The organism is Bradyrhizobium valentinum (assembly GCF_001440405.1).
Lineage (GTDB): Bacteria > Pseudomonadota > Alphaproteobacteria > Rhizobiales > Xanthobacteraceae > Bradyrhizobium > Bradyrhizobium valentinum.
Window position 1 is genome coordinate 6,607 of the sequence record NZ_LLXX01000152.1, and the last position, 2,151, is coordinate 8,757.

Below are 2,151 nucleotides of genomic sequence, written 5' to 3' on the forward strand. Positions count from 1 at the left end.
CCCCCTGTTGCGCCGGCCGTCCCGCGGGTGTTTGCTTGTTCCATGCAGGCGGAGCAGTCAATCGTCGTTGACCCAGAAAAGTCCTGGTGGCATCAACTCGCCGCACGGCCTGATCCTGTTCGACGGCGTATGCGTCCTATGCTCGCGCGGCTGCCGCTTCGTGAGCAAACGTGATCGCCGCGGCTATTTCGCTTCGTTCCGATCCAGTTGGCCGAGGGACGTCCGCTCGCTGAGCAGCTCGGCATCGATCCTGATCACCCGGATTCCTTTGCCTTCTTGGCGAGCGGCCAGGCTTCCTTCCAGTATCCGCGAATTAACTCGCGTTCGAGATCCCTGGAGGCGTATACTCCGACAATCACCGCTCCGCCTCCTAGGCATTACCGGTGACAGAGAGTGTTGCGCTCCCGCCTGTTCGAGGGAAGCATTATGCCCCAATCTCAACGCCTCTCGTCCGTCATTCCATTCGCTGCAATTGAGCGCCCCGCCTGTCCGAAGTGCAAGGCCCAGATCATGCTCGTTAGCATCGAGCCAGCACGCGCCCGGGGCGTCGACTTGCAAACGTTTGAATGCGCTGTCTGCAATCAGGTACTTACGAGCTTTGCCGCGTTTGAAGACCCCATGAAGTCCAAGGGCCTTGGACGCTGGCTTCAAGGCGATTTGCGCTCACCGAAGTAAGGACCGCCGACGTGAACCGACCGACCGGACGGCGCAGGACTAGCTCGCGCCCTCGTTGTCAGATCTCTTCGGTTTCAGCCTCCGGCTGGCTGCGGTAGGCGTCTCGGAGCCACAGGCGATTGAGGGGGAGCGTCCGCGCTAAACGCGCGAGCCGCCGGGCTTCCCCCAGCGGCTCAAGCGTTGCGTTGCGTAGCGACGCGCAGCGTCGCGTGGTAGAACGTTACGATGCGCCGAGGCGCGTCGCGTTGCCTACCGTGATGTCGATAAGTCCTACGCGTCTCATCGACGACCCCAACATGGTGCAGCCGCGGGGTGACTTCAAGACAGCGCTGCTGCCATAAAACGTGCGCCATCTGTTTGGGATGCCATCTCGTTATGATCGTGCTTAAGAAGGCCGCAACTCGTAACGAGATGTAACAAACCAAGCGCGTCGTTTTTCGATTGCGAGCCTGCCTCGTCCGAGCCGGTCATCCTCATCAGCGCCGACCTATTCGAGGGGTGAAGAGCTTTGGCGGCCATTGAGGACGCAACTATCCTCGAACGAAGGAGAACAACCCGTCTGTCGCAGTCGCCTAATCGACAACAGAAAAATCGAAATTTTCAAAGCCTCGGCATTGTCCGGGCATTTGCTTATAGCCATCTCAGTGGCGCTCTCCTCGTCGTAAGAAATGCAAGCGCGATGTCGCCTATTGGCACCTTTGAGACATGCGACCGGCCCCGACGATGTCCGTTTCCAGGGGAAGACCGGAAGTATTCGGCCGACGACCAAAATGACGCGATTGACCCATCTGAGACATGGGCCGCAACCCTTCGTCTGCTATATCATACAAGCGAGGGGGCCGATTACCGACGCCTCTGCGACATGGAAAGGAGATGCGGAGCATGATGCATAGAGTATTCGTTTACGGCACCCTCAAGAGCGGCCTCTTTAACCATCGCTTGCTTGGTGGTTGCGAGTTCTTCGGCGGCGCGGTTACCGTGCCGACCTACAAGATGATTGAGACCGGCTTCCCAGTGATCCTGCCCGATCCAGAAGGCAAGCCATTAGCCGGCGAAATCTATACCGTCGATGATGAGACGCTAGCGCGGCTCGACCAACTTGAGCGCGAAGGCAGCTCCTACGACCGTGAGCTGATCGACGTCACCTTAGCGCTCGCCGCTGGCGAGCGCCTGCCGACCAAGGCGTTCATATACGTTGGCCGCGAAGATCGCTTTGGCAAAGCATTCGCTCGCGGCCCGCTCTATGAGACCGTGAATGAGCGAGGTGAACTGGATTGGAAGGTAGGCGCATGACGAGAAGGCAATGGCAGTTGGCCGACGGCAGCTTTCAGCACCATTCGGACTTAATCTGTCCGCCTGACGATGTCGGCTCACCGGGGTAAAGCGGAAGTAACGTGGACATGATCAACCGTCGCTTTTTGACCGCAAGCGGACACGCGATCGCGAAGGACTTGGACTTCTGACCAATTCAGCCTT

Annotated in this window: 1 protein-coding gene; it reads left to right on the top strand. The window is 58.8% G+C overall.

Translation table 11 applies throughout. The features are described 5' to 3' along the window. Positions 1-1,548: 1,548 nt before the first annotated feature. Entirely contained in the window at positions 1,549-1,968 is a 420-nt protein-coding gene (locus CP49_RS26950) for a gamma-glutamylcyclotransferase family protein (RefSeq protein ID WP_057853192.1), read from the top strand. Positions 1,969-2,151 lie beyond the last annotated feature (183 nt).